30 protein-coding genes are annotated in these 26,238 nt (G+C 59.5%); 17 read left to right on the plus strand and 13 right to left on the minus strand.

Annotation, left to right across the window (positions count from 1 at the left end):
• The first annotated feature begins 8 nt into the window (after nucleotides 1–8).
• The 13 genes from HTT03_RS06485 to HTT03_RS06545 all read left to right on the plus strand — a co-directional run bounded on the left by HTT03_RS06485 (nucleotide 9) and on the right by HTT03_RS06545 (nucleotide 12,553).
• Nucleotides 9–1,829, plus strand: a complete 1,821-nt coding sequence (locus HTT03_RS06485; RefSeq protein ID WP_174859064.1) for a hypothetical protein — start codon at nucleotides 9–11, stop codon at nucleotides 1,827–1,829.
• Between the two features lie 98 nt (nucleotides 1,830–1,927).
• Nucleotides 1,928–3,205, plus strand: a complete 1,278-nt coding sequence (locus HTT03_RS06490) for a flagellar hook protein FlgE (RefSeq protein WP_174859065.1) — start codon at nucleotides 1,928–1,930, stop codon at nucleotides 3,203–3,205.
• Between the two features lie 13 nt (nucleotides 3,206–3,218).
• Nucleotides 3,219–4,634 carry a flagellar hook-associated protein FlgK gene (gene flgK, locus HTT03_RS06495; protein ID WP_174859066.1) on the plus strand — a complete coding sequence of 472 codons (1,416 nt, stop codon included), beginning with the start codon at nucleotides 3,219–3,221 and terminating at the stop codon, nucleotides 4,632–4,634.
• A gap of 7 nt (nucleotides 4,635–4,641) precedes the next feature.
• Entirely contained in the window at nucleotides 4,642–5,703 is a 1,062-nt protein-coding gene (locus HTT03_RS06500; protein ID WP_174859067.1) for a flagellin, read from the plus strand.
• Between the two features lie 14 nt (nucleotides 5,704–5,717).
• Nucleotides 5,718–6,818, plus strand: coding sequence for a flagellar basal body P-ring protein FlgI (locus HTT03_RS06505; RefSeq protein WP_174859068.1), 1,101 nt, complete (start codon nucleotides 5,718–5,720; stop codon nucleotides 6,816–6,818).
• Nucleotides 6,819–6,827: 9 nt separating this feature from the next.
• Nucleotides 6,828–7,130 carry a rod-binding protein gene (locus HTT03_RS18880; protein WP_343035718.1) on the plus strand — a complete coding sequence of 101 codons (303 nt, stop codon included), beginning with the start codon at nucleotides 6,828–6,830 and terminating at the stop codon, nucleotides 7,128–7,130.
• On the plus strand, nucleotides 7,127–7,504 hold the full coding sequence (locus tag HTT03_RS06515) for a hypothetical protein (RefSeq protein ID WP_174859069.1): 378 nt from the start codon (nucleotides 7,127–7,129) through the stop codon (nucleotides 7,502–7,504). Before HTT03_RS18880 ends, HTT03_RS06515 begins: the two co-directional genes overlap by 4 nt.
• Nucleotides 7,505–7,611: 107 nt before the next feature.
• Entirely contained in the window at nucleotides 7,612–8,553 is a 942-nt protein-coding gene (locus HTT03_RS06520; RefSeq protein ID WP_174859070.1) for a flagellin N-terminal helical domain-containing protein, read from the plus strand.
• 120 nt (nucleotides 8,554–8,673) lie between these two features.
• A complete protein-coding gene (locus HTT03_RS06525) occupies nucleotides 8,674–9,675 on the plus strand; it encodes a flagellin (RefSeq protein WP_174859071.1) in 1,002 nt (333 codons plus the stop codon).
• A gap of 119 nt (nucleotides 9,676–9,794) precedes the next feature.
• Complete coding sequence (locus HTT03_RS06530; RefSeq protein WP_174859072.1) at nucleotides 9,795–10,790, plus strand: flagellin; 996 nt, start codon at nucleotides 9,795–9,797, stop codon at nucleotides 10,788–10,790.
• A gap of 107 nt (nucleotides 10,791–10,897) precedes the next feature.
• Nucleotides 10,898–11,302 carry a flagellar biosynthesis regulator FlaF gene (flaF, locus tag HTT03_RS06535; protein ID WP_174859073.1) on the plus strand — a complete coding sequence of 135 codons (405 nt, stop codon included), beginning with the start codon at nucleotides 10,898–10,900 and terminating at the stop codon, nucleotides 11,300–11,302.
• 1 nt (nucleotide 11,303) lies between these two features.
• A complete protein-coding gene (locus tag HTT03_RS06540) occupies nucleotides 11,304–11,729 on the plus strand; it encodes a flagellar biosynthesis repressor FlbT (protein WP_174859074.1) in 426 nt (141 codons plus the stop codon).
• Nucleotides 11,726–12,553 (plus strand): DUF1217 domain-containing protein, encoded by an 828-nt coding sequence (locus tag HTT03_RS06545; RefSeq protein ID WP_174859075.1) that lies wholly within the window; start codon nucleotides 11,726–11,728, stop codon nucleotides 12,551–12,553. The genes HTT03_RS06540 and HTT03_RS06545 overlap by 4 nt, the downstream gene beginning before the upstream one ends.
• Before the next feature lie 9 nt (nucleotides 12,554–12,562).
• Here the strand turns inward: HTT03_RS06545 and HTT03_RS06550 are convergent, their stop codons facing one another.
• Genes HTT03_RS06550 through fliF form a run of 5 tightly spaced genes read right to left on the minus strand, consistent with a single transcriptional unit; the run spans nucleotide 12,563 to nucleotide 17,257 of the window.
• Nucleotides 12,563–13,609 (minus strand): flagellar motor switch protein FliG, encoded by a 1,047-nt coding sequence (locus tag HTT03_RS06550; protein ID WP_174859076.1) that lies wholly within the window; start codon nucleotides 13,607–13,609, stop codon nucleotides 12,563–12,565.
• Between the two features lie 23 nt (nucleotides 13,610–13,632).
• Nucleotides 13,633–14,472, minus strand: a complete 840-nt coding sequence (gene fliP, locus HTT03_RS06555) for a flagellar type III secretion system pore protein FliP (RefSeq protein ID WP_174859077.1) — start codon at nucleotides 14,470–14,472, stop codon at nucleotides 13,633–13,635.
• The gene (locus tag HTT03_RS06560; RefSeq protein ID WP_174859078.1) at nucleotides 14,459–14,905 is read right to left on the minus strand and encodes a FliM/FliN family flagellar motor switch protein; all 447 of its coding nucleotides are present in this window, start codon (nucleotides 14,903–14,905) and stop codon (nucleotides 14,459–14,461) included. Before HTT03_RS06560 ends, fliP begins: the two co-directional genes overlap by 14 nt.
• The gene (locus HTT03_RS06565) at nucleotides 14,892–15,560 is read right to left on the minus strand and encodes a FliH/SctL family protein (protein WP_174859079.1); all 669 of its coding nucleotides are present in this window, start codon (nucleotides 15,558–15,560) and stop codon (nucleotides 14,892–14,894) included. The genes HTT03_RS06560 and HTT03_RS06565 overlap by 14 nt, the downstream gene beginning before the upstream one ends.
• Nucleotides 15,557–17,257: a flagellar basal-body MS-ring/collar protein FliF gene (gene fliF, locus HTT03_RS06570; protein ID WP_174859080.1), complete on the minus strand. Its 1,701-nt coding sequence runs from the start codon at nucleotides 17,255–17,257 to the stop codon at nucleotides 15,557–15,559. The genes HTT03_RS06565 and fliF overlap by 4 nt, the downstream gene beginning before the upstream one ends.
• 181 nt (nucleotides 17,258–17,438) lie before the next feature.
• On the opposite strand from fliF, the gene HTT03_RS06575 reads away from it, so the two are divergent.
• From HTT03_RS06575 to HTT03_RS06590, 4 genes are read left to right on the plus strand one after another with little or no spacing between them, the layout of a single operon-like run.
• The gene (locus HTT03_RS06575; RefSeq protein WP_174859081.1) at nucleotides 17,439–17,975 is read left to right on the plus strand and encodes a flagellar basal body-associated FliL family protein; all 537 of its coding nucleotides are present in this window, start codon (nucleotides 17,439–17,441) and stop codon (nucleotides 17,973–17,975) included.
• On the plus strand, nucleotides 17,972–18,925 hold the full coding sequence (locus HTT03_RS06580) for a flagellar motor switch protein FliM (RefSeq protein WP_174859082.1): 954 nt from the start codon (nucleotides 17,972–17,974) through the stop codon (nucleotides 18,923–18,925). The genes HTT03_RS06575 and HTT03_RS06580 overlap by 4 nt, the downstream gene beginning before the upstream one ends.
• On the plus strand, nucleotides 18,906–19,307 hold the full coding sequence (locus tag HTT03_RS06585) for a flagellar motor switch protein (RefSeq protein ID WP_174859083.1): 402 nt from the start codon (nucleotides 18,906–18,908) through the stop codon (nucleotides 19,305–19,307). Before HTT03_RS06580 ends, HTT03_RS06585 begins: the two co-directional genes overlap by 20 nt.
• Nucleotides 19,304–19,933 carry a MotE family protein gene (locus HTT03_RS06590; protein ID WP_174859084.1) on the plus strand — a complete coding sequence of 210 codons (630 nt, stop codon included), beginning with the start codon at nucleotides 19,304–19,306 and terminating at the stop codon, nucleotides 19,931–19,933. Before HTT03_RS06585 ends, HTT03_RS06590 begins: the two co-directional genes overlap by 4 nt.
• A 10-nt stretch (nucleotides 19,934–19,943) precedes the next feature.
• On the opposite strand, the gene flhB is transcribed toward HTT03_RS06590, so the two are convergent.
• From flhB to flgB, 8 genes are read right to left on the minus strand one after another with little or no spacing between them, the layout of a single operon-like run.
• Nucleotides 19,944–21,062, minus strand: a complete 1,119-nt coding sequence (flhB, locus tag HTT03_RS06595) for a flagellar biosynthesis protein FlhB (protein ID WP_174859085.1) — start codon at nucleotides 21,060–21,062, stop codon at nucleotides 19,944–19,946.
• A 3-nt stretch (nucleotides 21,063–21,065) separates the two neighbouring features.
• Nucleotides 21,066–21,821, minus strand: coding sequence for a flagellar biosynthetic protein FliR (locus HTT03_RS06600; protein ID WP_174859086.1), 756 nt, complete (start codon nucleotides 21,819–21,821; stop codon nucleotides 21,066–21,068).
• Nucleotides 21,822–21,823: 2 nt separating this feature from the next.
• The gene (gene flhA, locus HTT03_RS06605) at nucleotides 21,824–23,908 is read right to left on the minus strand and encodes a flagellar biosynthesis protein FlhA (RefSeq protein WP_246253377.1); all 2,085 of its coding nucleotides are present in this window, start codon (nucleotides 23,906–23,908) and stop codon (nucleotides 21,824–21,826) included.
• On the minus strand, nucleotides 23,905–24,738 hold the full coding sequence (locus HTT03_RS06610; RefSeq protein WP_174859087.1) for a transglycosylase SLT domain-containing protein: 834 nt from the start codon (nucleotides 24,736–24,738) through the stop codon (nucleotides 23,905–23,907). Before HTT03_RS06610 ends, flhA begins: the two co-directional genes overlap by 4 nt.
• Entirely contained in the window at nucleotides 24,735–25,004 is a 270-nt protein-coding gene (gene fliQ / locus HTT03_RS06615) for a flagellar biosynthesis protein FliQ (protein WP_174859088.1), read from the minus strand. The genes HTT03_RS06610 and fliQ overlap by 4 nt, the downstream gene beginning before the upstream one ends.
• Nucleotides 25,005–25,007: 3 nt before the next feature.
• The gene (gene fliE / locus HTT03_RS06620; RefSeq protein ID WP_174859089.1) at nucleotides 25,008–25,340 is read right to left on the minus strand and encodes a flagellar hook-basal body complex protein FliE; all 333 of its coding nucleotides are present in this window, start codon (nucleotides 25,338–25,340) and stop codon (nucleotides 25,008–25,010) included.
• 7 nt (nucleotides 25,341–25,347) lie between these two features.
• Entirely contained in the window at nucleotides 25,348–25,758 is a 411-nt protein-coding gene (flgC, locus tag HTT03_RS06625) for a flagellar basal body rod protein FlgC (RefSeq protein ID WP_174859090.1), read from the minus strand.
• A gap of 9 nt (nucleotides 25,759–25,767) precedes the next feature.
• Nucleotides 25,768–26,172, minus strand: a complete 405-nt coding sequence (flgB, locus tag HTT03_RS06630; RefSeq protein WP_174859091.1) for a flagellar basal body rod protein FlgB — start codon at nucleotides 26,170–26,172, stop codon at nucleotides 25,768–25,770.
• Between the last annotated feature and the right edge of the window lie 66 nt (nucleotides 26,173–26,238).

Below are 26,238 nucleotides of genomic sequence, written 5' to 3' on the forward strand. Positions count from 1 at the left end.
AATAATTAATGGATTTTTACAAGAATAAAGTGCATCTATCCATTGAGATGACGCATTTGCACAACATTGTTCTTGGTCTTTCCTTAGTGATTGCAGCACCAGTGATGGCGCAGGAGACCCCTATTTTCGCGCCGTTGCGTCTGGTCGAACAAGGGCAGCGCGATTTCCTCACCGCGCGGCAGGACCTTTCTGAACAGATGATTCAGCTCAGCGCGGCAGACGAGGCTGAGGCTGGTAAGACACTGAACGCAAACCTCCTATTGGATATGGCCGAACTGCACCTCGCATGGATGTTGCGCAGGGAGGCCGGCGGCTATCTTGCGGCGCTGGACCCGGAAAGTCTGACCCCGGCCGCGCAGCGGCGGTACCGGACGCTGGACCTTGCGTTGGCGCTGTTGGATCAACAGAACTCTGCGGGCGGGCTCGGACAGGCCGTGTCGCGCTCGGTTGGTTGGGGGCAGGGGCAGGCCCTGCGTGCCGCAGCCTTTGCCCGCCTTGGCGCGACGGATGAGGCCGCGCGTTTGCTGCCCGATATTATTGCAAGCCTTAAGGCGCTGTCTCCCGCGATCGAAGCCGCGCTTTTGCCAGACCTGCTGGAAGCTGCGCTAGCGGCGGAGGACTGGGAGGCCGGGCGGGCGTTGGCTGAGCGTTTTGCCAGCCATGCGGCCCTGCGCGATGGGCCAGCCTATCGCTACCTTCTGGCGCGGGCTTCGGAGCTTTCGGGCGACTATCTGATGGCCTTTGACGGCTATGCCGAAGCCGCACAGGGCCGTGATGTCTATGCCCACCGTGCGCGGCTGGCGCTGGTGCGCATGGGGCGCGAGACGGACAGTCTGCCGCTGGCGGATGCCGTGGCGCTGCTCAAATCTGCGCGGTGGCTGTGGAGCGGGGATGACGCGGCGCGTGAGGGTGTCATGCTTCTGGCGTCACTCGCCGAAGAAGCCGGAGACCTTGAAGCCGCGCTTTGGGCCTTGGGGCATCTGCTCCGAGACGCGTCTGACAACGAGGCAGAAGCACTCCGCGCGCGGGCGCAGGCGGTCTATGGCAGTTTTTACAGCGCTGGTGCGGCTGGTGAGATCGACCTGTCGGCTTTTCTTGAGGGCCATGCCCGGATCGCGCACCGGTGGCGCTTTGATGCGGGGTTTGCTGCGCATGCCATGGCGGTCCCGCAACGGCTGCTCGACACTGGAATGACAGCGCTTGCCGCGCGGGAGTTCCGTGCGTTGCGGGAGCTTGCCGAAGCGGGCGGGCGTTCGGGTGTGGCAGCGGCAGACCCGGACCTGATCGCGGATCTGCGGACCAAGGAAGCCCGCGCCCTGTTGGCCGGGGGGCAGGCGGATGCGGCGGTGGATTTGCTCAGCGGTTTTGCCAATGCGCAGGGGATCAATGCCGAGGCCGAAGCTCTGTTGATCGACGCCCTGGCGCAGGCCGGTCGGTCTGACGAACTCGCCACGCTGCGGGTCAAGGCGCAAGACATGGGGCTGCGGCGCAGCCGGGCTGTTGCCCTTTATGAAACTGGCAAATGGGTGGCCGCGCGGCTGGCTTTCTTAGAGATGTGGCAGACCCATCCCGACCAATTCAGCTTTGCCGATGCGACGCGTCTGACCCTTGCTGCCTATGAAACGGGCGACAGGGAAACCGTGGCGCGGGCGGCTTCGGCCTTTCCAACGCTGACCGAACTGCCGGGCTGGACCGAGATTGCCGCCACATTAGGCGGGGAAGCAGAGACAGGGCCACCAGGTCAAGAGATGATGCGCCTGAGTATGCGCAGTGCAGATCGCATTCTGGACGCGGTGACCAATGTCACCGACGTAAAGGAAAGCGAGTGATAAAATTATCAAACATAGATTTTATTCTTGATTTATGCATGCAAGTTGCCCCTATTCATGTATAACGCAAGAATAATAATAGCGAGCAGGACCACGTCATGAGCATTACAGGCGCCCTTCAGATCGGGGTCAGCGGGTTGCAGGCCAACTCCTCCCGAGTGCAGAACATTTCGAGCAACATCGCCAACGCCAACACAGTGGGCTATCGGCGGACGTTCTCGGAGTTTGTGACTCAGAACACCGGTTCGACACAGGCGGGTGTGCTCAGCGATGTGCGCGCGGATATCTCTGCCAACGGCAATATCATGGGGACGGGTCGTTCGACTGATTTTGCTGTGCAGGGCGACGGGTTCTTTGTCGTATCGCGTAATCCGAATGATCCGGTTGAAGCAAATTACTACCTGACCCGCGCAGGCTCTTTCACGCCTGACCAAGACGGCAACCTGCGCAATTCAGCCGGCTATTACCTCAGCGGCTACCCCACAGACGCCACTGGGGCCACCGGCAGTGTAAGCAGCACCAGCTATACCGATCTGAGCACGGTCAATATCGCCAGCTATCAGGTGCAAGGCACGCCAAGCTCGCGGGTCGATGTCTCGGGCAATATCCCTTCGCAAGAGACCGGACAGGCGACACCCGGCGCGCCATTTGAATCGACGCTGCGCTATGTGAACCCCTTGGGCGGTTCGGATCAAGTGACCCTGTCGTGGCAGCCCAGTGCGACCGCCAATGAATGGTCGGTGAACATCCGTGACGCGAGTGGCCACGACTATGGGACAGCGACGGTCAACTTTACCGACAGCGGCGTCGGCGCGGGCAGTCCGGCCTCCTACACGCCAGACATTGCAAACCCTTTGCCCATCGATCCGGCAACTGGGATCGTCACCCTGCCGATCAACAACGGTGCCACGCCGCAGACATTGGAAATCAACTTCGGCGCACCTGGGACCTTTCAGGGCATGACCCAATTTGCGGGCGACTATACCCCGCCGCAATTCACCGACGACGGCACTGAAACAGGCAGTCTTGAGCGGGCAGAGATGAGCGATACCGGCGTGCTCTTTGGTGTCTTTGACAATGGCCAGCGCCGCGCCTTGTTCCAAGTGCCACTCGCGAATGTCGCAAACCCCGATCAGATGCGCTCGGTCGATGGCAACGCCTATGTGGCCACCCGCGCCTCCGGGGCGGTGAGCCTTGGCGGGCCGATGTCTAACGGTCTGGGCAGTATCAACAGCGGTTCTCTGGAAGGGGCCAATGTCGATATCGCGCAGGAACTGACCGATCTGATCCAGACCCAACGGGCCTATTCTTCAAGCGCGAAGATCATCACCACCAGCGATGAGATGCTGGACGAAACCCTGCGTATCAAACGCTAAAACAGGTGCCTGAATGAGCATCTCCTCTGCCTTTAACGTCGCCCGCAGTGGGCTCAGCGCCACCGAAGGGCGGGCCAATCTGGTCGCGGGCAACATCGCCCACGCCCAGACCGAAGGCTATGCGCGGCGCGATGGCGCTCAGGTCAGCACCGGCGGGCAGGGCAGCGGTGTTGAACTGCGCATGGTGCGGCAGATGGACGAACGGCTCGCGGGATTGACCCGCAACGCCGCCGCCGAAATGGGGCAGGCTCAGGTCGCAAATGAGGTGCTGGGCGGCTATCTGCTCACCTTGGGCAACCCCAATGACGAAATCTCCCCCGCTGCCCGCCTTGCCGAGTTTCAGGCTGGGCTGGACCTGTTGTCGAACAATCCCGCAGATCCCGCCGCGCAGAACGACCTCCTCTCTCGCGCGAAAACCTTGGTGCAGAGCCTCAACAACGCCGCGAATTCAATCGAAGACAGCCGGGTGCAGGCGGGTGAGAGCTATCTGACGAGCGTGAAAGAAACCAACAGCGCCCTGGCCGACATCGCCAAGCTGAACGAAAAGCTCCGCGTTGCAGGGCCAGACGCGGGCGCGGTCAACAGCTTGAAGGACGAAATGAACCGCCGTCTGGACGCCTTGGGCGCGCAGATGGACTTCACCAGCCGCTGGGAAACGGACGGTTCGTTGACCCTACACACCACCGGCGGCACTGAATTGGTCAATGGCGATGATGCTGTGCAACTGACCGCAGATCCTGATAGCGGTGCGCTATTTGCAGGCACGATCAATATCACCCCCGGAGCCACCGGAGCACGCGGGTCGGACAGCGGGCGGCTGGCGGGTCTGAGCCAGATCATCTCCCGCGATTTGCCGCAGATGAAACTGCAACTGGATGAACTGGCCCGCGGGTTGGTGCAGAGTTTTGAAGCCGCCGATATGTCGCGCGGCCCGGGCGATGCGGGGCTGTTTACTGATGCGGGCGCTGCCTTTGACCCGGCGCAGGCCGATGGTCTGGCGGGGCGTCTTGCGCTGAACGCCAGCGTCGACCCCGAGCGCGGTGGAATGCTGTCGCGCCTGCGGGACGGTGCTGCGGCAACCGTGAGCCGAGAGCCCGGCGATTCGACTCAGATTAACGCGTTCATCGACGTCTTCGACTCCGGCTTCGCCTTTGCCCCAGCCAGCGGGCTGAACGCCAATGCAACAATCGGTGATTTCGCGGCCGATATGGTGGGCCATCAAAACATGGTCCGTGTCACAGCCGACTCGCAGGCCGAGACCGCCCGCATCCGACTTGTCACCTTCGAGGACAACCGCAGCGGTGTCGAAGGGGTTAACATCGACACCGAACTGCAAAAGTTGATGGAAATCGAACAATCCTACGGGGCAAATTCGCAGGTGCTCAACAGCCTGACGAATATGCTCGATACCCTATTAAGCAGCGTGTGAGGATCAGATGAGCGATATCTCTCGTACCGTCTCCACCGCGTTGCACAGCCTGCGGCAACGTGAAACCACCAGCCGGTTGACCTCGGAACTGACACAAGTGTCTCAGGAGTTGAGCACCGGGCTCAAGGCGCGGCCCTATGATGATCTGGGCCATAAATCCTCTGACGCGATTGCGATCCGCATGCAGGTCGCGCGCAATGACGGTTTTATCACCTCCAACACGCTGCTCGACCGCCGTTTTCTGGCGGTGGAAACTTCGCTCGGCGCGATCCGTGATGCGGGGCAGGCGGTGATGGAACAGGCGTTGACGGCGACGGTCTCTGGCGGGCCATCGTCAAGCTATCTTACACTGGCGGCGCGTTCGGCCCTTGATACGGTGATTCAGCGCGCAGCGGTGGGGGACAGTTCAGGCTACCTCATGGCCGGCACCCGCAGTGATGTGAACCCGCTGCAAGCTTGGGATGAGGTCAACCCCAGAACCGGTGAATCCCCTGCAGAGTCGGTTGACCACATGATCGGCGGCACCCCGCAGACAATCGCGGACGTGCAGACCGCGATCAGCAGGTTGAAAGCCGGCTTTGACGACAACGCCGGCTTCGCAGGCCACAATTTCGAGCAGACGTTCTACAACGGCGCGCCCTCCGGCAGTCCGCCGCTGACCTCGCGCACCTCAGAGACACAAACCCTGACCCAAGGCGTGCAGGCCAACGACCCGGCGATACGCGATTTGATGCGCGGGCTGGCGATGCTGAGCGCGGTGGACGCGGGCGACATCATGGATACAGAGGCCCGTGAGGCTTGGCTCAGTGAGGCACGCAGCGCCATCGGCGCGGGGCTGGAAGGGCTCGTTGATCTTGAGACCGTCACCGGCCTGAAACGCGCGCAGTTGCAAGACACGCTCGCAGCGCAGCAAAGCCGCGGGCAGTTTCTGGACCAAGAAACGCTGAAACTCGAAGGGGCGGACCAATATGACGCCGCCACCCGGCTGACCCAATTGCAGAACCAACTCGACTCCAGCTTTGCCGTCACCGCGCGTCTGTCGCGCCTGTCTTTCCTCAATTACCTCTGACCGGACCGCCGACCATGAAAACCATGTTCAAATTCCTTCTGATCAGCCTCACATTGGCTTTGGCCGCTCCGGCCAGCGCACAGGTGCGGATCAAGGACATCGTGACGGTTGAGGGCGTGCGGGCGAACCAATTGGTGGGCTACGGGCTTGTTGTGGGCCTCAACGGTACCGGCGACAGCCTGCGCAACGCGCCTTTTACCGAACGCGCGATTGAGGGCATGTTGGAGCGGCTTGGCATTGGCAATCTGACCGAAGATCAGATGCGCACCGCCAACACGGCTGCGGTCATGGTCACCGCCTCCTTGCCGCCCTTTGCGCGGATGGGCAGCACCATTGACGTGGTCGTCTCCTCGCTCGGCGATGCCTCCTCGCTGCGCGGCGGCACTTTGATCGTGACCCCGCTGACCGCCGCGGATGGTGAGATCTACGCCGTCGCCCAAGGCCCGATTGCCGTCGCTGGATTTGCCGCTCAGGGGCTGAACGCCTCCATCGTCGAAGGCGTGCCAACAGGCGCCCGGATCGACAATGGCGCCATCGTGGAGCGCGAGGTCGCCTTCGAGTTCAACGAGCTGAGCACCATCAAACTGGCCCTGCGCAACCCCGATTTCGTCACCGCCCAACGGGTCGAGCGTGCCATCAACCAAGCTGTTGGCCCCGTCGCCACTGCACTGGACTCGCGCACTATTTCCGTCACCCCGTTCGGCAAAGAGTCCCTGATGGAGACCATGGCCCTGATCGAGCCGCTTCAGGTGCAGCCAGATCAGGTGGCCAAAGTGGTGATCGACGCACGTTCCGGCACCATCGTTATCGGCGCGAATGTCCGCATTGACCAAGTCGCTGTCAGTCAAGGTGGCCTGACCGTGACCGTCCGCGATGATTTCAACGTCAGCCAGCCCGAGACCCTGTCGATTGGCGGGACCACCGTGGTCGTGCCCAACACGTCGGTCGAGGTCGAAGAGCGCGATGCCCAATTCGCCGTGATCGACGGATCGGTGAGCCTGCAACGGCTGGTCGATGGGCTTAACGCCATCGGCGTCGGCGCGACGGAAACCATTTCGATCCTGCAATCCATCAAGGCCGCGGGTGCTTTGCACGCCGACCTTGAAATCATCTGAGGGCTGATCGTGGAATTTGCATCCCTTCCCACTCCGGCCAACGTCGCCAAAATCACTTCCGCACCGCGCACAGCCGACCCGGTGACGGCGGAATCGGCCAAGGAATTTGAGGCGATGTTCCTCGGTCAGATGGTCGATGAAATGCTCTCCACCGTTGATGTCGGCAGTTTTGGCGGGGGCCATGCAGAAGAAACATGGCGCAGCTTTCTGTCCAACGCGATTGGCGAAAGCATCGCTGAGCAAAACAGCACCGGAATCGCGCGCAGCATTGAAACCGCCATGGCCCGCTATCAATCGGGAGCTGCGAAATGAGCGATCCGCGTAAAGCCCTCGCAACTGTCGACGCGCTCGGCAATCTGCTGCGCCGCGAGATTGCGGCAGTTGAGGGCGGCTCTTTCGATCAACTGGTCGGTTTCGCCAGCGAGAAAGCCCGAATCGCCGCCGAGCTTGAACACCAGCTTAGCGAGAACCCCGAAGCGGTAAGCAAAGACAAGTTACGCGATCTAAAAGACCTGATCGCGCGTGATCATCACCACCTGCAACTGGCCCGCCAAGCCACCGCAGAGATGATTAAAGAAGTTTCCCAAATCCGGGAAAAGCACAGCATTGCAGGTATTTACGGCCGAAGCGGTGCTAAACGTGACAACCGCGCAACAGTGATGACAACGGTGGACAAAAGTTTCTGAATTGCCTCAATGTTGCCAGTTTTTCGCGTAAAAACGTAATCAAGCGGGTTCGCCCCGCAGTTGTCAGAACGACGACATAACGAACTAGAATAGTCTGGAGTAAGAGTATGTCTTCGATCAACACAAACACATCAGCGATGAATGCGTTGTCGACGCTGCGGAATGTCAATTCGAACCTAAACCAAACGCAAGACCGGATTTCGACGGGCCTTAAAGTTTCTTCGGGCAAAGACAATGCGTCTTACTTTGCCATTTCGGAGACGATGAAGGGTGATAGCGGTATGACGAAGGCTGTTAACGAAAGCCTTACGCTCACAAAAAACTCCATCGCTACCGCGCGTGTTGGCACCGAACAAGTCGGTGAACTTGCGAACCAATTTCTTGAAAAGCTCGCGTTTGCTCAAAACAACCAAGACGATTTCGATAAGGTTGCCGAAGAACTGACGAAGCTCGTCGCCGACATGAAGACCACGGTTTCTCAGTCGACCTTCAACGGCGACGACCTGGTCAACGCCGCCGATACTGCGACAGCCAATGCCACAATCACGGACGAGGGGGTGATGACTGGTGATGTTGAGACAACCGCAACGCGTGATGTTGTCACTGGGGTGACGCGGAGCAGCGGTTTCGCAACTACCTCGATTTCATTCGACTCCGTGGATTTGACCGGACGTGTCGACGTTTTCGATAAAATCGCGACTGATTTTGCTACGAATGCTGCAGTGACGACGGATTCCACAGGTTCCCCCGGCACTACCAAGGGTGATTTGTATCTCCAAAACGTGCTGAAGCTTGCTGAAAAAGAAGTTGGCAACATTCTTACCGCGGAAACCAGCCTCGGCCTCGCAGAAAAATCCATCGAGAACCAGCAAGGCTTTTTGACCAAGCTCGCTGATAACCTTGATGCAGGTGTGGGCGCCATGGTTGACGCAAACATGGAAGAAGAAGCCGCCCGTCTTCAGGCGCTTCAGGTTCAGCAGCAGCTGGCATCGCAGTCACTGTCGATCGCCAATCAGGCACCGCAGAACATCCTAAGCCTGTTCCGCTAAAGTTAAATATCTACTCGGTGCTGAACGGTGCCGGGTAGCAGTTAAAGTCTGCGGGGGAAAGAGCCCCGCCGTTGTCAGAAAGACGACAGATAGCACTGCTAGAATAGTACTGGATTTATTATGTCTTCTATCAACACAAACACATCTGCGATGAACGCGCTGGCGACCTTGCGGAACGTCAACTCAAGCCTCAATCAAACACAGGACCGTATTTCCACTGGTCTGAAAGTCTCGTCTGGTAAAGACAACGCGTCTTATTTCGCGATTTCTGAAACCATGAAGGGCGATAGCGGTATGACCAAAGCGGTCAACGAAAGCCTCACTCTCACCAAAAATTCTGTGGCGACAGCGCGCGTCGGTGCGGAACAGTTTAGTGATCTGGCAACAGACTTCCGTGAGAAAATTGCTTTCGCTCAAAACAACCAAGACGATTTTGGTAAGATCGAGGATGAGCTTAAAAACCTCGTCTCCGAAATGAAAACCACGCTTTCCCAAGCGACGTTCAATGGCGACGATCTTATCAACGCTGGTGGTGCAGGTTACCAAGCTGCGGATCCCACTACTGACGAAGTCTATGCTGCAATGGACGACGCAGGGACCATTACATATCATGAGAAAGCAATTGGCACCGGTCGTGCTGGGACTGACGGCGCTTTCGCCGGAACTCCAACTTACGGTAAAGAAAACGTTTCCCGCGAAGTGATTACCGGTGTGTCACGATCGTCAGGGAGCTTTTCCACGACTTCTATTAAGGTTGATGGCGCGGATCTCTACTCAGCCATGATGGAATTTGATGCGATCGCCGAGACTTTTGCCACAAATGCTGGAACTGGCGGCGCAGCATTCCTTGAGGCGGCTTTGACGACAGCTGATAAGAACGTTGCTCATTTGGTCAGCGAAGAGACGAAGTTGGGTCTTGCTGAAAAATCGATTGAGAACCAGCAGAACTTTCTGACAAAGCTTGCGGACAACCTCGACGCCGGTGTGGGCGCCATGGTTGACGCAAACATGGAAGAAGAAGCCGCCCGTCTTCAGGCGCTTCAGGTTCAGCAGCAGCTTGCATCGCAGTCCCTGTCAATCGCCAATCAGGCACCGCAGAACATTCTGAGCCTGTTCCGCTGAAGTTAGATAACTACTCGGCGCTGAACGGCGCCGGGTAGCAGTTGAAGCCTGCGGGGCGAGAGCTCCGCCGTTGTCAGAAAGACGACAGATAGCACTGCTAGAATAGTATTGGATATAATATGTCTTCTATCAACACGAACACCTCTGCGATGAACGCGCTGTCGACTTTGCGGAACGTCAACTCAAGCCTCAATCAGACACAGGACCGCATTTCCACGGGTCTGAAGGTCTCTTCCGGCAAAGATAACGCGTCTTATTTCGCGATTTCTGAGACCATGAAGGGCGATAGCGGCATGACCAAAGCGGTCAACGAAAGCCTTACGCTTACTAAAAACTCTATAGCTACGGCGCGCGTCGGTGCGGAGCAGTTCAGCGCGTTGGCGACTGAGTTTCGAGAAAAAGTCGCATTTGCTCAGAATAGCGAGAGCGGTTTCGACAAAATTCAGGACGAGTTGACTAACCTCGTGGCCGAAATGGCGACCACCATCTCGCAATCTACTTTTAATGGTGACGATTTGGTCAATGCGGCAGGGACGGCTAAGAAAGACAACGCGGCTACGCCCGCAGATGTGACGGTTGTACTGGATACTCAGACCGGCGCCCTAAGCTATTCAGGGACGGGAGTAATATCCGATGACGCTACAACATCGCGTGAAGTTGTCACCGGGGTTACGCGTTCGGGGTCCTTCAGTACAACATCCATTGATGTAAATTCGGTCAATCTTCACGATATGTACGAGAAATTCGATGCTCTCGCGACGAATTTTGCCGCCTATGCAGTTGGGAATCATGACGCAGACGATGGCACGACTGCCGCCCTAGCGACCGGCCCAGCCTTTCTCAAAGGCGCTCTTGCGTCGGCTGACACGATCGTAGCGGATGCCGTTAATGCAACCACAAGTCTCGGCCTGGCGGAAAAATCCATCGAAAACCAGCAAGACTTCCTGACCAAGCTCTCCGACAACCTCGACGCCGGTGTGGGCGCTATGGTTGACGCGAACATGGAAGAAGAAGCAGCCCGTCTTCAGGCGCTTCAGGTTCAACAACAGCTGGCATCGCAGTCACTGTCGATCGCCAATCAGGCACCGCAGAACATCCTGAGCCTGTTCCGTTAAGGGATAGTGTTTTTGGGGCCAGAGCCTAACGCTTTGGCCCCGTTCCAACCGCCTCAGAACTTGCGGTTGGCAGGCAGCAATATTTAGAAAAACAAGGAAGAATTCCTATGGGGCTGGCAGCATACAAACGAACAATCCGCGAAAGCGAAACCCCGCGGCAGATCGAGCGCCGCATCCTGAGCCGTGTCACACATGACCTTGCCGAAAAGGGCCAAGGCTTTGATGCGACAGACGATAAGAGCGAGCGGTTGAACATCCTCGCCTCCGGGCTGCGCGACGCGATCTACGAAAATCAACGGTTCTGGTCGGCCCTGCGCTTTGACCTGTCCGAGCCGGAAAACAAGATGCCCGATGGGCTGAAAGCGTCGCTGATCTCCATCGCGCTTTGGGTGGACCGTCACAGCACCGCGCTGATGGCAGGTGAGGGGCGTCTGGCGGGTCTCGTTGAGATCAATGGCAACATTGCCGCAGGTTTGGCCGGGCAGACGGCACCACAGATGCAGGAGGTGTAAGATGCTGAAACTTACCCTCCGCCCCCGTGAACGTGTGGTCGTGAACGGCTGCGTCATCCGCAACGGCGACCGCCGCCAAGCGCTGACGGTCGAGAACCGCGCCGACATCGTGCGCGAATCCGATCTGCTGAAGCCGGACGCTGAATCTACGCCTGTCTCCAAGGTCTATTTCTTGGTGCAAACGGCGCTGATCCGCCCCGATACACGCGATCAAATCCTGCCGATGATCCAGCAGGGCTTGGCCGATCTGGCTTGTTGCTTTGGCGCAGATATGCGCGCACGGATCATGGAAGCGGCGAATTTCGTCTCCATGTCGGATTTCTACAAAGCGATGAGCGAACTGCGCGCGGTGCTCAAATACGAGACCGAACTGATGCAACTGCGTCCGGTTCCGCCCGCCGCGGGGCAAGAGGCCGCGCACGCATGATCTCGCTGGGCGGCATGAGCACTCAGGTGGCGGTCAAGCTGTTTGACGCAACGCGTGACAAGCAGATTGATCTCGCGGGCAAAAATGCTCTGAACGCCCGGCAAATCGAAGCCTTTGAAGAACGGATCGGTTCGATCACCTCCCCCAAGGAGCTGATCGCCGATACCGAGGTTTTCACCTTCGTCATGCGCGCCTTTGATCTGGAAGATCAGATCTTTGGCAAGGCGATGATGCGCAAGGTGTTCGAAAGCGACATCACCGACAGTTCGGCGCTTGTGAACCGCCTATCTGACCCGCGCATTCGCGAGCTGTATCAGGCTCTTGGTTTTGATCCCGGTGGTGGCAGCAGCGACAACTTCGACAAACCCGATTGGCAGGCCGAAGTTGTCGAGCGGTTCAAGGAACGTGTCGTGTTGAACTCTGCCGCCGAAGACAACAGCGGCGCGGGCATTGCGCTCGAGTTCAAGGCCAAAGCCGAGAATATCGACAGTTGGCTGGATGTGCTCAAAGACGCTGAGATGGGAAAGTTTATGCGCCGAGCGCTCGGCGTACCTGACGAAGCGGTTCAGGTCGACCTCGACCGTCAGATCGCACTGTTTGAGCAGAAATACGACATTGAGAAACTGAAAGACCCGGCTGAAGTCGACAAGCTCGTCTCGCGCTTCGCCGCGATCCATGACGCGGTGGAAGGCGTCGCGTCACAGTCCAACACGGTGCTGCAATTGATGCAGGGCGCTGTGTCGATCGGGCAGGGGGGCAGTTTCGCCACTGCCACCATCAACATCCCCACGATCTCAGGCGGCGGCTATAGCGCCTACCGCTGAGACCCGTCACTATTCAATAAACTCGTCTTCGTCTGACGATGAGGGCAGTTCAATGACGCCTTCGTCGGCAAGGCTCTTGGCATATTCCACCATCGCCGCCTGCGCTGCACGCACATCGCGGCCCCGCACCGGGCCAGTGGCCGCCATTTCATCCATCAGCATCTGACGCGACCGCTGCGGCAAACATTCCATCAGATGATCGCGCTGCTCTTTCTTGGCGCCGCGCATCGCCAGCGGCAGCGTTGCCCCATCAAGCCCTCGCATCACCTGCGCCAAATCTTGCATCGGCAGGCGGAAGAGGTCATCAAAGACAAACATCCGCTGTTTGATCGCTTGGAAGGCGTCGGGAATGCGTTTGTCGAGCTCTGAGGAAAGCTCTTCAAAGGCCTGACCGTCCAACTGGTTGAACACATCCGCCATACGCTGATGGGTCTCTACCGAGCTCGTGTGCATGGTGTTGGACAGGATGTCTTGCTTCAGCGTTTCCTCAATCTGCTGCATCATATGCAGCGGCACCGGCTCCATCGCGATCATACGCTCTGCAATATCGCGCATCCGCTCCGGACCAAGCAGGGGCAGCACTTTTGCAGCAACGGAGGTTTCCACATTGTTCAAGATCGCCGCTGCGGTCTGCTCGTGCTCGCCCTTGAGGTAATTCGCGATGACAGTCTCGTCCAGCGCCGCGAAACCGCGCCACATGGTGCTTTCGCGCTCGGTCGTCTTTAGCCCTTCTAGGATGCTGGTGACTTCATCCTCGGGCATGAATTTGCGCAGCATCGACTCTGCAGCGGACAAGGATCCAACAACCGACCCGCTGCCACTGATGACCTTTTGCGTGAACTCGCCCAAGACCATCTCCACCACCTCAGAGGGGATCGGTCCCAGACGGCTCATGGCGCTGGTGATGCGCTCAATCTGGTCGTGGCCCAGCTTTTTCATAAGCTCCGAGCCTTCCTGCTCACCCAGGCAGAGAAAGGTGATGGCCGCTTTGGTCGGTCCGGTCAGGTCAGCCGCATCGAACTTGGCGCGGCGGCTTTTGGAGGAGGACAAAGACATTACGAATTCCTTTCACGCGCTGGTCAGCCACCGGCCAGCGGCACGTAGCTTTCGATCAGCGATCCGGCCAGCATGTACCAGCCATCAATCAATACAAAGAAGATCACCTTGAACGGCAGGGAGATCAGCACCGGGGGCAGCATCATCATGCCGGCGCTCATCAGCACCGAGGCGATGATCAGGTCGATCGCCACGAAGGGCAGGTAGATCAGAAACCCGATGGTAAAGGCACGGCGCAGTTCCGAGATCATAAAGGCCGGGACCAAATGGCGAAAGCTGGCCTCCTCAGCAGAGGCGGGCATGGCCGGAGCGGTGCCATCCTCACTCTCAGGCGCTGTGACGCGCAGGAACAGGGCATAGTCCTCTGGACGGGTGTTAACAAACATGAAGCTGCGGAAGGGGGTCGCGATGCGCTCCAGCGCCTGCTCTTCGGCAATCGCGTTGTTCAAGAGCGGCACGACCCCGCCCTCATAGGCGTCCTCAAACACCGGCTGCATGACGAAAAAGGTCATAAACAACGCCAGTGAGGTCAGCACGATATTGGGCGGTGTCTGGTTCAACCCAAGCGCCGAGCGCAGCATCGACAGGACGATAACAAAGCGGGTGAAGCTGGTCATCACCACCAACAACCCCGGCGCGATGCTCAGCACCGTGATCAGCGCGATGAACTGGACGATGCGCCCGGACAAGTTCGCGTTATCATCGCTGCCCGGTGCCGCGTCTCCGATCACATCCGACAGCGTGCCGAGAAAGCCACCGTCTTGCGCCATAGCCATGCCGCTGCTGGCGAGAAACACCAGCAGGGTAAGGCTCAGTCGGCCAAGCGCAGCAGGGCGCGGGGAGGGGCGGTCAGTCAGGCGCATAGTCCTTAACGATCTGGGTTAGCGAGACGCCCAAACGGTCTTCGCCCACCTTGACCAGATCACCACGCGCCACCAGACGGTCAGAGACCATTAGGTCAACCGGCGCGCCGATCTTGCGGTTCAACTCCACGATCGAGCCGCGAGTCAGTTCCAACAGGCGCGAGATCGGCATACGGGCTTGGCCCAGCACGATCTGCACATCAAGACCTACGTTCAGCATGGCATTGATGCCGGTGCTGCCAGCTTCGCCTCGCGGCGCCAGCGCGTTACGGGAATCCTCGGTATCAAGCTGCGGAAAGACATCCGCCTCGGCACCGCCTGGGGCTTCTGTATTGCCCAAAGCATCCGCACGGGGCTGTTCAGCCGGGGTGTTGTCAGCCTTATCGATGCTGGCGTCCGTATCCTTGGGGGATTGCAGATCAGGCTTGTCCATGTCCGTCCTTCTCCTTTTGAGCGTCTACCGCCCGCCTGTGTGTCTCGCGCAGTTCGGCAAGCAGGCGGTCGCAAATTTTCTTGAATCCGTAGTCGAGTGAGCCGTGGTCCCATTCCATCCGAGCATCCCCGTCAGCAATGGCCGGGTCGGCCTGCACATCAAGCACATCGTCGCATTTGTAATAGGCCGCGCGGCTTTGCAGCTCCCGGCCAATCTGCGCCAAGGTCTGGGGCGACAGCCGCACTTTGATCCGGCTTGAGCCGATGGCCATTTTCAAAGACTGGGTTACGGTTTTCTTCACCCGTTCCGTCGACAGCCGCTCAATCACCTCGGGCAACACGATTTCACAGGTTTGCAGGGTAAAGCCCACGACCTGCGCGACAAGCGCATCGGTGTGCCCCTGCATCGCGGTCGCCAGTCGGGCCAGTTCTTGCGCGAGCTTTTCGGCCATCTGCGCATGTTCGCCCTGCATCTGTTTGTGCATTTCAGCACGGCCTGCGTCGGCCCCGGCAAGGTAGCCTTCGATATGGCCTTGCTTATGCGCCTTTTTGATCTTTGCCTCGATCTCTTCGGCGGTAGGCTGATCCGGGTCGGACTGCTTGGCAGAGGGGTTGGCGTCCTCGTCGAAGTTACGCAGTTTCAGGGTGGAAATCATGCGCTGTACTCCTCAGAGAGCCATTCACCAAAGACCCGCAACGCCCCGTCGGGGTCGTTCTGCGCCAGTTCGGCGACGGTGCGGATTTGGCTGTGTTGCACCTCCCCATCGACCGAGGCCAAATGCACCATGTCGCGCGGCGCCTCGTCCAGCGGGGCCAAGACGGAGCCCGTCTGTGGCTCTGCCGGGGTGGGCAGGCGGTTTTGTTGCTGCGGGCTGCTTTGGTCCGAAAGCGTCTTGGTCTGCGGGCTGTCCGGCCCATCCAGCAATGCGGCATCGGCCCCCGCGCCAGCAAGGGCGGGCTGCGGCGCGACGGTATCCAACACCATGCGCAGTGGGCGCGCGCCGAACAGCATGATGATTGCCACCAGCGCCAATCCAAAGAGCGAGCGCAGGATCGTCATTGCGTTATCCGCCAGCACCGCCCCAAGACCGCGGCTCGATGGGTTGCTGAACTCGGAATCGAAATCAAGGAATTGCAGGCTGTCCACCTGCACCTGATCGCCGCGGCTTTCGTCAAAGCCAATCGCGGTGCTGACCAATTGCGTCAGACGCTGCATCTCTTCTTCGCTGCGTTCGATATAGCCTTCCGAGCCGTCGGGCAGGGTGCCGTAGCTGCCATTGACCAGCACGGCCACAGAAATGCGCTCAATATCGCCGGGCTCTCGCACCAACTCGCTTTGGACCGAGCCGATCTCGTAGTTGATGATCTCGTCGTTCTCGCTGCGGGTTGACTGGCCTACGCCACCGCCGCCTGCATCATCGCGCAGTTCATCGGGGATGTTGTTGCCCACATCCACGGTGCCATTGGCGGGGTCGGTCTCATTCGAATTGCGGGTCCGGGTTTCGATCGAACGGGCGACCTGTTGGGCTGGGTCAAAGCTGCGCGAGACGCGAACTTCGCGCTCGGTGGTCAGATCGACGCTGACCCGCACGCGGGTGTTGCCGGGGCCGACGCGGGCGTTAAGGATCGATTCAACCTTTTGCGCCAGTTGCTCTTCGATCATGCTGCGCTGGCCTTGCAGTGAATAGTCAGAACTGCCGCCATCGTCCTTGGCCAAGATCGTCTCGCCGCTGCCTGACAGCACGGTCACATTCTGCGCGTCAAGATCGGCGACGGCAGAGGCCACCAGCGCCTGTATCGCCTGCGCCTGACGACGGGTGATGCTGGCATTGGCCTGTGCGCGGACAATGACTGAGCCGCTGGCCTCGGGCTGGCTGCGCGAGAAGGCGGCGCGTTCGGGCAGGACCAGATGCACCCGCGCGGCCTTGATGCCGCTGATGGTCTGGATCGACCGGGCCAATTCGCCCTCAAGCGCGCGCAGCCGGTTCACCTTTTGCATGAAGGAGTTCATCCCCATGCCCGACATATTATCGAAAATCTCCCAACCCGGCACGCCTTCGCCCGGCAGACCCGCATCGGCCAGGGCCATGCGGGCACGGGCGATGTCCTCTTCGGCTACAGAAATCGTATCACCATTGCGCGACAGGTCCACCGTCAGCCCGGCCTGCTCCAAGGTCTGCATCATTTGCGATGCCGTGCCGGGGCTAAGCTGGCTGTAGACCGGCACATAGGTCGGCGCAAAGATCGTCCGCGCCCCGATCAGGATCGCAGCGATGATCGCGATGCCGATACCGCCCAACATTGCCAGACGTTTCGGACCCAAATCCTTGAGGTTTTCGACGATCTGATTCACGTGGCCTCACTTGGTTGACTGGACCCAGCATTCCCCGTCCGGGGGGGCTGTGCAAGTATATATCGATTTATACTTGCTCGACGTTGGAAATAAACAGGTTTCTGTTGCAATAAAGCTTGAATAGGGATGTATTTGTTCTTGTGTCTAGCGCAGGACGCGGGATCTGAGTAAGACTGAATTTATGAAAAAGACTGTCGCTATCCTTGCCATTGCTCTTTTGTGCGCCGTTGCCGCCATCGGCGGTGCTGCGCTGGCCATCGGGCCATCGGTGATGATGCAAATGGTGGGCTTGGGCGGTGATGCGGCCTCCGAGGACGCTCAAAAATACGCCGAAGCCGACAAGGGCAAAGACGGTAAGGCCGACGCGCCGGGCGAGGGAGATAAGGTAAAAAAGGCCAAGCTGCCGGTGATGCCCTTCCCTGAAATCATCGTGAACGTCACCGACACTGGGCCACAGGGCGGTAAAACCAGCCGGTTTCTTAAGCTGAATATGCTGATGGTCTATGACGATACCCTCGAAGGGGCGGACCGTTTGGTGGCGCGGGAAATCTATCTGCGCGACAGTTTTCAAGACTTCCTCCGTCAGCTACATGTCAACGATCTAAGCGGCAGCTATGGATTGGCGATGCTGAAAACCGAACTGCTGCGCCGCGCCCGCGCGGTAGCCCATACAGACGCACCGAGGGAAATATTGATTGCGGATATGGTGGTGCAATGAGCACGACAACCTCCCTTCAAAGTGATGCTGTAAAGCTGGAAGAAACCATGATCCGGCAGGCGCGGGAGAGCTTTCAGCGCTTGCCCACGCTTGAGATCGTTCTTGACCGGCTGTTGCTGGCGATGGTGCCCGATCTGAAGTCCTATTGCACCGTCGCGCCCGAGATCGAATTGCAGTCGCTGGATTACCTCCCCTATGAGGACGCGATGGAGGCGACGCAGGCACCATCGCTTTTCGCCATTGCCGATGCGGACAATTGGAACAGCCAGATTGCCTGCGTGGTCGAGCCTGATTTGTTGTTCTCGGTCTTGGAGATCATGCTGGGCGGTCGCCGTGCGCAGCCCAATGAGTGGAAACCGCGCGGCCTGACCGCGATTGAGCAAAAACTGGGGCGGCGGCTGGCAGAACTGTCGCTCAAGGGGCTCAGCAAATGTCTCAGCGACGTCAGCCCGGTGAGCTTCAACATCGCGTCGCTCGAATCCAACCCGCGCTCTGTCATGCTGGCCGCGCCGCGCACCGCCACGGTCGCGGTCCGGCTGCACATGGCCTTTGAAGACCGCAGCGGGCATATGACTTTCATCCTACCCTACGGCAACCTTGACGAGGTAAGCGCTAAGCTCGCGCAGCCCTTCCTCGGCGGGCGCTCCCCGACCGACAGCAACGCCCGCAAGGATATGAACACCCAGATTTCCAGCACCACGGTGACCATCACCGGGGTCCTGCAAGAAATGAAAATCCCACTGCGCGACGTCTTGGAATGGCAGCCCGGACAGGTCATCGATCTGGGCATGACCGTCGATACCCCGGTGGTCGGCATGGTCAACGCACAGCCAATGTTTCAAGCAGCCTTTGGTCAGCGTAGCAACGGCGCCTTGGCGCTGCGGGTCATTCAATCCCTGTTACCACAGGAAACCGAGGAGGAGATCGCCGATGACGTCAGCCCTGATTGATATCATCATCATCGTGCTGCTCATCGGTACGCTGGTCTATGCTTTTGTCCTTGACCGCCGGGTGCGCAATCTGATGGCTTCGCTCAAGGATATGGAGCCGATGGTTGGCGCCTTTAGCAATGCAGTTGATCAATCCACTAAATCGGTAGAAGAACTGCGCGATCTAAGTGTTCAGGTGCGACGTCCTGAGCCGCCCGTGCAAAAGCAACCTGCCCAGCCGACAGCCCGCGGCCCGGAACCCACGATTGATGGCGAAAGCCCCGCCCAGAAACGCGCGGCGCGATTGAAAAATCGCGCACCCGTGCGTGGGCAAACGGCGGTGCAGGGCAAATCCGAACTGGTCCGCACCTTTTTCGACATCACAAAGGAGCGCAAGGAATGAGCCGCATCTCTTTGCCGAAACTCGCCCTGATGGGGTTAGGGGTTGCCGGGGTGTTGAAGCTCACGGTCGAATTCATGCCAATGACGGCGATTGCCGAAACCCCGGCGGAAACGCCGCCGGTGCCAGTCGAGCTGGCCGCAGCCCCCGCGCCCCCCAGCTATGACGCGAGCGCGCCGGGCGAAAGCGGGATGTGCGAGCCGAGCCACCTGATCGCCGAAGCCATCGCCGAAGAACGGGCCTTGCTGAAAGAGCAACGCGCCACCATCGCAGACCGGGAAGCGAAACTGGCGCTGGCCGAGCAAAGTTTGAAAGCTGAGCAGACCCGGCTGGCAGCGCTCCGCGATGAGATCGGCGCTCAGCTTAAGGTCATTGACGAGGCCAACAACCAAGACATGACCAAACTGGTCGAGCTTTACCGCAATATGAAGCCCCAAGTCGCGGCGGGCATCATGGATGAGATCGATGTTGAGACCGCCGTGCAGGTGATCGGAGCGATGCCGGAGCGTGATGCCGCGCAGATCATGGGGTCGTTCAGCCTTGTCCGAGCGCGGTTGATCACCAAAATCCTGCTGGAGCGTTCCAAACTCCCCGCCGACCGCAATCTCGAAGGGCTCAAACTGCGCTAGGGCAAGGCGGTTAGTCCTCGCGCACCGATGAGCCCGCGGGCGGTTTGCGGCGCACGTTGCGGCGCAGGTCCATAACGAAGCCGATGATCTCGGCAACCGCTTGCCAGTGTTCCATCGGGATGCGTTCATCGACCTCCACCGCGGCGTGTAGCGCCCGCGCAAGGGGGCGGTTTTCGATCATCGGGATGTCATGTTCTTTGGCCAATTCGCGGATGCGATGCGCCATGACATCGGCCCCTTTCGCCACGCAAACCGGCACGTCATCCACCCCCTGTTCATATTTCAGCGCCACGGCGTAATGGGTCGGGTTGGTCAGGATCACGCTGGCGTTGGGGATCGCCTGTGCGATGCGCTGGCGGGCGCGGGCGCGGCGCAGTTCGGCGCGGCGGCCTTTGATCTGCGGATCGCCCTCGCTGTCTTTATGCTCATCGCGGATTTCCTTGAGGCTCATCATCTGCTTCTTCTTCCACTGCGCACGCTTCCAGATGATGTCTGCAATGGCGATGGGGACGAGGATCACGGTGGTGACCAGAAAAATCCAGCGCACTTTGTCGAGCGCTTCGGGCAGCAGGGTCTCTGGCACGAAGGCCTGTGTCTGGCCCAAAGATTGCGCGATATCGCGCACCACCCAAACGGTAAGGAAGCCGATAATCAGCACCTTGGCTGTGTTCTTTCCAAACTCCACGAAAGCTTCGGCAGAGAACAACCGTTTGAACCCCGAAAGCGGGTTGAGTTTGGACGGTTTGGGCTTGATCCGCTCGGCGGACACCACAGTCTCGCCTTGGATCAACACACCGAAAAGCGCGGCCAGTACCATGATGCCAACCACCGGCAACATGGCCAGCCCCAAGGTGAAGCCCAGACCTTTAAGCACCTGCCCAGCCTCGACCACCCCGGTGCTGCCAGTGCCAATCGCGGTAAAGCCCGCCGTTGTCAGGGGGCGCTGCAGGGCGTCGACGATCTGGCCAATTGAACTTGGCAGCACGAAAACCAGCACCATCAGCAGGGAAAACACCACCATCGCGGTCCCGGTCTCGCGCGATTGAGGCACGTCACCTTTCTTGCGCGCGTCGCGGAGCTTTTTCTCCGTCGGCTCTTCGGTCTTACTGCTCTTGTCTTCTTCCGACATGGCTCAGAATCCGTAGGTGGTGAGCCACTGCGCGAAAGGCTCCAAAAACCCGCGCATCATGGTCGGAACCGCCAACACCATCAAGGCCAGCCCGGCAGCGATCAGCAAGGGCTGCGCGATAAAGAAGACCTGAAGGCTCGCCATCATCCGGTTCGCCAACCCCATGCCGACATTGAGCACTAGCCCGGCAACATAGAAGGGTGCTGCGATCGACAGGCCAAGATAGAGGCTCACCTGCGCCGCGCGGGCGAATTGATCGGTGAGGTCCGACAGCATAAACGTCCCCGGCACAAAGACCTGATAGGACATCAGCAAGGACTCGATAATAAGGTGGTGCAAATCGGTGATGAAGATCAACGCCGTGGCAGCCGCCAGCAACATCGCCGCCATGGTGGTCGCCCCTTCGAACGCGCCGATGCTGGGTGCCAGCGCATTCGCCAGCCCTGACATCAGCGCCATCTGATAGCCCGCGAATTGCAGCGCCGACAGCAAGGTGCGCGAGACCAGCCCGATCCACAGCCCCACGGTAATCTCTGCACCAAAGATCAGCAAAAGAGCACCGGGGCGGTCTTCTGACACCGGCCCGAGCCCCGTTGCCGGATAAAGTGCGGCGCTCAGGATCAGGCCAAAGAACAACCGATGCCGCATGGGCACAGAGGTTTCGCCAAAGCCCGGCATGAACAAAAGCGCGCTGCCGATCCTTGCGAAGACGACGAAATACCCCATCAGCGCATCTGTTAGGAAGGCGGAAAGGTCCATGCCTAAGCGCCAATGGTGGCGACGGTCCGCAAGGACACCTTGCGGTGAATTTCAGCGTTGGAGATCACCGGTGTCATCGGGCTGACCCGCTCCAACATAGAGCGCACATAGGACCGCGCTTCGGGGTTCACCATCAACGCGGGCCAGGAATCCTCAGTGGCAAAGCGTTGAATTTGCTGGCGGGCTTGCAAAACGAATTCCTGCACCCGTTTGGGTGACATAACAAAGGTGCGGTCTTCGCCCACGATCTTGACCGCCTCAATAAATTCCGCCTCCCATGACGGCGACAGGGTGATGACAGGCACGAATCCCTGTTCATCGGCCAGCCCTTGGCAAATCTGGCTCGACAAGCGGCGGCGCACGTTTTCCAGCACCAGTGCGGGCTTGCTGGTCTGGCGCGTCGCCTCGGCCATCGCCTCAACGATCAACGGCAGGTTGCGGATCGACACACGCTCCAGCAGCAACTCCTGCAAGACCTGCTGCACAAGGATCGCGGGGGAGGGAACGGGGAGGTCGGTTACCAGTTTCTGATAGTTCCGGTCCAACCCATCAATCGCCTCTTTCGCCGCACCATAGGTGAGCAGTTCGGACATGTTCTCTTTGACCACTTCGGTCAGATGTGTGGTGATGACGCTTTCCGGGTCGACCACCGTATAGCCCTGCGCCTCGGCCTGATCGGCGACCTTGCTGTCGACCCACAGCGCGTCGAGGCCAAAGGTCGGCTCGCGCGTCGCCTCACCCGGCAGTTGCAGCGGGGCGCCTTCGGGGTTGATCACCATCATCTGATTGGCGCGGATGTCGCCCTTGGCCACGTCAACGCCGTGGATTTGGAAGGCATAGCTGTTGATCGGCAGGCTGACATCGTCCTTGATCCGCACCGAGGGCATGGGGAAGCCGAACTCTTCAGCGAAATGTTTGCGCAGGGATTTGATCTTGCTTGGCAGCACCGCGTCGGGGCGGTTGGCCAGCGCCACCAGCCCTTCGCCCAGCACCAGACGCAACTCATCAAGATGCATGGGGTTGCTCTCGGTCTCGGGCTGGTCCTGCTTTTGCTGCTCTGCCGCGTCAGCGCGGGCCTTGGCCTCAGCCGCCTCAGCCGCGCCGCGTTGGATCACCACGCCCAAGCCCACCATCGCGGCGGCCAATAGAGCGAAGACGAAGAACGGGAAGCCCGGCAACAGGCCGATGCCAAAGAGCAGCATCGCCGCCATGTAGAGCGCCTTGGGGAAGTTCGACAACTGGTCAAAGACCGCCTCATTCGCCGCACCTCGTGTGCCGCCCTTGGTTACGATCAGACCGGCGGCCAGCGACACCACCAGCGCCGGGATCTGGCTGACGAGCCCGTCGCCAATGGTGAGCGAGGTAAAGACGTCGAACGCATCGCCCACGCCCATCCCGCGCTGTACCACGCCAATGAGGATGCCGCCGATTACGTTGATCAGCGTAATGATCAGCCCCGCCACCGCATCGCCGCGCACGAATTTCGAGGCACCGTCCATGGCCCCGAAAAACGCGCTTTCGTCTTCCAGTTCTTTGCGGCGGCGGCGTGCTTCGTCCTCGTCGATCAGCCCCGCGCCCATGTCGGCGTCGATCGCCATCTGCTTGCCCGGCATCGCATCCAGCGAGAAACGCGCGGCAACCTCGGCGATACGGGTCGACCCCTTTGTAATCACGACGAAGTTGATGATGACAAGGATCGCAAAGATCACCACACCGATGACGAAGTTCCCCGCCACGATGAACTTGGAGAAGCCTTGAATCACGTCGCCCGCCGCATGCATCCCCGCATGGCCTTCGCTGAGGATCAGCCGGGTCGAGGCGACGTTGAGCGACAGCCGCAGCATGGTGGTGACCAGCAGCAACGTCGGGAAAGAGTTGAACTGCAACGGCGACGGAATCCAAAGCGCCACCATAAAGATCAGCACCGACAGCGACAGCGACAGCGCCAGACCGAAGTCGAGCAAGATCGGCGGCAGCGGCAGAAATAGAACGGCTAGCACAAGCGCCATGCCGACGGCAAAGCTCACGTCCTTATTGGCGCCAAACATGCTCCATTGCGGCATCATGGAGTTCGGTTTCGTGCTCATCCCGCATCCTCCGCGTGGACGGTGGTGAACTGCGGCAGCACCGGCTGCATCTCATGGGCGGAATAGAGCGACCGACGGGCGTTCTCCGCCCCGCCAATCTGTGCACCCCATGTGGCCCGAGCCGCCAGCCGGTCATAGCCGCCTTCGGGCCGCGTGGCAGGCTTACGCGGGCGTGGCGCGGCGGGGCTGGCACTCGCCAACGCCTGAAACTCCGGCAGCCGCGCATTGGCGGCCGAGATGTTCTTTTGCAGACGGTCGAGGTAGGTGTCGCGGAACTCAGGCTCAAAGGAATGATACGACCCCGCCGCTTGCATCCAACTGCCTGTGCGGCGGTGCAGCCGCTTAAGAAACCGTGCCGCGTAATCGACATTCACACGCGGGTCAAAGCCCTCGGTCACGCTGTCAAAGGCATCGGGATGCCAGCGCATGTTGATCTGCATACAGCCCACATCGATGGAGCGGATGCCACTTGCCTGCCTCTCGGCGACCCAATTCAGCGCGGCGTTGCGGTTATCGAACAGTCGTCCTTCGCCCGCCGCATTGACCGCATAGGGCCAGACGGTGAAATGTCCGTTTCGGCGCGTCCCAGCCTCTTGCAGCCCGATGGCCAGCAGCAGGTTGTCAGGGATGCCATGACGCGTTTGCGCGGCGAGGATTTCGCGAATGCAGACCCCCTCCGGCCCGCCCTTGACTGCGAGCGTCCGGGCGGTCTTGGTCACCGCATTCTTCTGCGATGGCTCATAGAATGACCCCCAGCCCTGGGCGAGGGCAGGGGAGGCGAGCACGGCCCCCAAAAGCGCCGCGCGGGCGATATGCCAAAGCGCCCTCACAGCCCACCGCTCTGCACGAGATCGAAGACCGTGTCCGACAGGTTCTTCAACGTGGCATACATGAACGGCGTCGCGGCCAGCAGGGTGACAAAAATCATCACGATCTTGGGCACGAAGGTCAGCGTCATTTCTTGAATTTGCGTCAATGCTTGGAAAAACGCGATCACCAGACCAATCGCCAGCGCCACCCCCAGCACCGGCCCCGAGGCCAAAAGCACGGCCCAGACGGTTGCAGAGATGATGTCATAGGTCTGGGTTTCGGTCATGGCCTAGATCGGCATCCGCAAGATTTCCTGATAAGCCTCGACGAATTTGTCGCGCACCGACACGGCCACTTTCACGGTGGATTCCATCGCCAGCATGGCTTCCACAACCTGCTGCGTATCCGCCTCACCCCGCAGCCCGGCCTGAGCCACGGCCTCGCCGCCGCGTACGGTTTCCAGTGCGCTTTCAGACGCCTGCTGCACCATGCTGGTGAAGCTATTGACGCTCGCCCCGGCCTCTTCAGCGATGCCTTCGGTCTTGGGGCCGGTCAGAGATTGCGAGGTGCGGTAAGCCCCTCGGACGGCGGCGGTAGAGATCAAGGATGCAGGATCGCTCATGTCAGCCTCACTTCAGCAGATCGAGCATCTGGCTGCGCATCCGGCGGCCTGCTTCGAACATGTTCATATTGGCCTCATAGTTACGCGAAGCTTCGCGCATATTGGCCATTTCGATGATCGGATCGACATTGGGCCGTTTGACATAGCCGGTCTCATCCGCGGCCGGATGCGCCGGGTCATAGTCGCGCCGGAACGGCGACTGGTCGCGGCCAATGTTGTCCACTTCGACCAGCGACCCGCCGCTGTTACGGTCGATCAATTCGGAAAAGCTGATCGTCTTACGGCGGAAGGGGTCGGCACCGGGCGTGGTGCCGGTCGACTCAGCATTGGCGACGTTTTCCGAGATCACCCGCAAGCGGGCGGTCTGCGCGGTCATGCCACTGGCGGCGATTTTTGCGATAGATTGAAGCGTGTCCATGCGGTGTCCTTACCTGTTTCCGGTGACGGCCATGGTCAGCATGTCATAGCTTTTGCGGTAAAGCTGCGCTGCCAATCTGTATTGATCGCTGATCTCACTCGCCCGCACCGACTGCTCTTCGAGGTTCACCGTATTGCCGTCGAGCGTGGCATTGGCTGCCGTGCGGTCATCCATCGTGCGCACACCGGGGGTGACATTGGCGACGCCGGTGAGGTGTTTGTCATGGGTGGTGACAAGCCCCGTGCCACGCGACAACTCGCCGTTCAGCATGGTCTCAAAAGACGACACATCCCGCGCTTTGTAGTTTGGCGTGGCGGCATTGGCGATGTTTTCAGAAGTCACCTTTTGCCGGGCCGAGAGCCATTGCATCCGGTCCGAAGCGAGTCCAAGAATAGAAAGATTAGACAAGTTCATTTTTTTGCCTATAGCCTGTTTAATCCTTGTATAGTAAATATTACCCGGCGCTCCTAGAGGAAATTT

Origin of the sequence: Sulfitobacter maritimus (assembly GCF_013346665.1) — a bacterium.
Classification (GTDB): Bacteria; Pseudomonadota; Alphaproteobacteria; order Rhodobacterales; family Rhodobacteraceae; genus Sulfitobacter; species Sulfitobacter maritimus.